Here is a 3,360-nt window from a genome sequence, read left to right as displayed (position 1 = left end):
ATCTCGACCAACTCTCTGCCGATCAGCTCCGTGCCCTTGCCACGGAACTGTTCGATCGTGTCGAGAACAAGGAGCGGGCATTGTCGCACCGTGATGCGGTCATCGAGAAGCTGACCCACGAAGTGGCCATTCTCAAGCGCCAATCGGGATAGGGGGGAACCAATAGGTTCCGCCCCTCCCACACCACCCGGCATGCGGGTCCGCACCGGGCGGTTCGAGAAGTTGAGGTTTCACGAGAGTCTCGGCACGCCCAACCGATCGAAGTAGGCAATGGTCAGTACATGATGGATGGCAGAGCGACTGTTATGCCACCAGCGACGACTCAGCGCCGCCACGGATTCCGCCACCCAGGAACTCGCTCCCAGGCGGGTCAGCTCCCGGTAGATCGTCTTGCCCCGTCGCCAGTGCCGGAGGTGGAGCATTCTCAGGCGGCGACGTATCCACTCATCCAGTGATCGCCAGATGCGTGGCGTTTGTGCCAGCCTGAAGTACCCTTTCCAGCCAAGCAGATAACTGCGGAGCTTCTCCACCACCTGTGCCATGCTGCGACCACCTGACCCCCGGGTCAGCTGCCTGATCCGGAGCTTGAACGCCTCTAACGCCTTGGTGGATACCGCGCGTCGGACCTCTGCGTTCCTCCCTTGCCACACGGTATAGCCGAGGAACTTGCGACCGAACACGCTGGCGACTGCACTTTTGGATTCGTTGATCACCAGGCGCAGTTTGTCGTAACACCGGCGTAGCAGGCGCATCACCCGTTCTCCCGCCTTCTCACTGCGAACGTAAACGTTGCAGTCATCGGCGTAACGGGCGAAGCAGTGCCCCCGACGTTCCAGCTCTTTATCCACCTCGTCCAACAGAATGTTCGCCAGTAACGGCGACAACGGCCCGCCTTGCGGCGTGCCCTCATGCCGATCCATGACCACGCCGCCATCCATGATGCCCGCGTTCAGATACGCACGCACCAGCCGGATGACTCCGGAGTCATTTATGCGTTTCTTCAGGCGGTCAATCAGGATGTCGTGATTAACCCGGTCGAAGAACTTCGACAGGTCAACGTCCACCACGATATGGCGGCCCTGTTGGGCGTAGCGTTGCGCAGCCAGCACCGCATCGTGGGCCCGACGGCCCGGACGGAAGCCGTAGCTGTGCTCGCTGAAGGTGGGGTCAATCAGAGGTTGCAGCACTTGCAGCAGTGCTTGTTGAATCAGACGGTCGGTGACGGTGGGGATACCCAGTTCCCGCTCACTGCCGTCCGGTTTCGGGATGCCTACCCGACGAACGGGTTGTGGTTGGTAGGAGCCGCTCAGCAGTTGCTGGCGAAGCTCCGGCCACACCCATCGCAGGTGTTCCGCGGTTTGGGCAATATCCAGCCCGTCCACACCTGCCGATCCTTTGTTCGCCTTCACGCGCTTCCATGCCCGCTGCATATTCTCTCGTGCGAAGGCCTGCTCAAGCAGGTTTCGCCCTGCGTCCTCCGGTTCTCGTCGCGGGAGTCCTGTTTCATCACTGGTCACGTCCGGCAAGGCTTCACCTTCCCTTGTTGCGACCCGCCCCGCTGACGCGGGCATCTGATGCGTTACAGTGCTCATCGACAAGGCGTTTGACGCTCCTTCTCGTTCAGCCCTTCGCCCTGACCAAGCGGCTACTATGGCCTCTGCTGACTTCTCGCTCCGTGTTGCCACGTCGCCCTTTCAGGCATAAGGCGAGATCTCCCCGGGTAAGAACGCACTCCTTCACCGCACAACCGCCGGATTTACACCCCCTCGCCTTGGCCACGAGAGCTTCGCGGCTTCTAGCCCGCTCGCCCTGCTCGGCAGTGCCTCGTATCCGGTTCTTGTTCATCGGCTCACGGTTTATGCTCCACGCTTCCTCCCCACGGTCGGTCGCCCTTCCGCAGTTGCGCTTCACTTCGTTCGCTGCGGCCAGCTCACGGGAGGACTTGCACCTCCAGGAGTGCGCCCATGCCGGGCGCACCAAATACGCTCGGCGTAGCGAGCAGTTGGATGCGGTTCAGGGAAAACTGCTGGACGAACTGATCGACAGCGACCTGGCCGCCATCGAAGCCGAGCTAGAACAGGCGATGACTGAGGAGCAGAAGGCGGCCCGGCCAAAGCAAAAACCCAAGCGCATCCCACTGCCACCAGAACTGCCCCGTCCCCTGATCCACCACGAACCGGACAATACTCAGTGCCAGTGCGGCTGTCAGCTCAAGCGTATTGGCGAGGATGTCAGTGAGAAGCTGGATTACGTCCCGGGCGAGTTCACCGTCGAGCGCCACATCCGCGGCAAGTGGGCCTGTGACCAGTGCGAGACCTTGATCCAGGCACCGGTGCCACCGCAGGTCATCGACAAGGGCATCCCCACCGCCGGCCTGCTGGCTCAAGTACTGGTGGCCAAGTACGCCGACCATCTGCCGCCTGCCTGACTTACCAACGTCCCATCAACCGGCTTGTGGTGGGGAACAACATGCTGGCTTCACGCAGCTGACCGCTACTGATCAAAACGGTTGTCACCTGTATGATCAGATGCTCTGCCATTTACCAGCCTGCCCATGACGTCGAACACATAGCTATAGACCCTCGGGCATTTGGACGCCCGCGGGCCGGCCACGTTCAAGGTGGCGATTTGGTGGTACTCACAAAATTCGCAGAGCTTTTGAGCGGCAATTGCCACATCGACGGCACCAAGGTCGATCAGCTTCAATGGCACCCGCTCCTTCAGAGCCAGAGAGACTGTCAACGCAGTGCCTCCCTCGATTTCATCGAGATAAAAAACCACAGTGCCATCGCTGGCCTGGATGTTCTTTCTGGTTCGCGCTCTGTAACTACCGGGTACCTCCTCCAGCGGGTAGCGGCTCGGTATCACGCCATCCTCGGCCAGCCTGTCTTTTGGGCAGTAACCTGCAACAGCAAAGCCGTGGCTCATCGCGGAATCAAGCGCTGCACGGTCAGCGCCGGTTTGGCCGCCGCTGACGATGGAAAGTAGTGTTGGAGTTCGGTTATTGATGCTCATAGGGGCCTGGCTATAGCTACAAAGCGATACCAGTATGGATATAGCATCACCTCCTCTATTAAAATACCCTGCTCTCCTTAGAGGACTTGCCGCTTTTACGGTCGGAAAACAACGTAGCTTGCTTATGTTTAGCTTATACGCGCCCGATATCGGTCACCCCAAACCGGACATTTTAAACGCCGATCTTTTTCTGGCATGCTGGAACTCAGTCGATATTCCTGCCCCTGGGGCAGCGGTCACATTGTCCGAAATGGGTCACCCCAACCCGGACACCTCTGTGCCCACCAGTCGTTGGCAATCGTTGAAAACCGCCCATACCAAGGGCTATAGAGAAACAGGTCTTCC

At 59.6% G+C, this 3,360-nt stretch carries 3 protein-coding genes and 1 pseudogene; 2 read left to right on the top strand and 2 right to left on the bottom strand.

The annotated features are described in order from the left end of the window. Positions 1 to 230: 230 nt before the first annotated feature. Positions 231 to 1,592: a group II intron reverse transcriptase/maturase gene (gene ltrA / locus AAC035_RS19895; protein ID WP_339806862.1), complete on the bottom strand. Its 1,362-nt coding sequence runs from the start codon at positions 1,590 to 1,592 to the stop codon at positions 231 to 233. 380 nt (positions 1,593 to 1,972) lie between these two features. Here ltrA and AAC035_RS19890 point away from each other — a divergent pair. Further along, positions 1,973 to 2,419: pseudogene (locus AAC035_RS19890) on the top strand (IS66 family transposase zinc-finger binding domain-containing protein); the annotation flags it as partial. Between the two features lie 74 nt (positions 2,420 to 2,493). Here the strand turns inward: AAC035_RS19890 and AAC035_RS19885 are convergent. Beyond that, positions 2,494 to 3,015, bottom strand: a complete 522-nt coding sequence (locus AAC035_RS19885; protein WP_339806861.1) for a putative molybdenum carrier protein — start codon at positions 3,013 to 3,015, stop codon at positions 2,494 to 2,496. A 34-nt stretch (positions 3,016 to 3,049) separates the two neighbouring features. Between AAC035_RS19885 and AAC035_RS19880 the strand changes: the two genes are divergently transcribed. Beyond that, positions 3,050 to 3,360, top strand: a 311-nt coding sequence (locus tag AAC035_RS19880) for a hypothetical protein (RefSeq protein WP_339806860.1), incomplete at its 3' end; no start/stop codon positions are given.

Origin of the sequence: uncultured Marinobacter sp., from assembly GCF_963974375.1 — a bacterium.
Classification (GTDB): domain Bacteria; phylum Pseudomonadota; class Gammaproteobacteria; order Pseudomonadales; family Oleiphilaceae; genus Marinobacter.
Note: the sequence above shows the minus strand (reverse complement) of the source record. Positions and strands in the feature narration are given on the sequence as shown.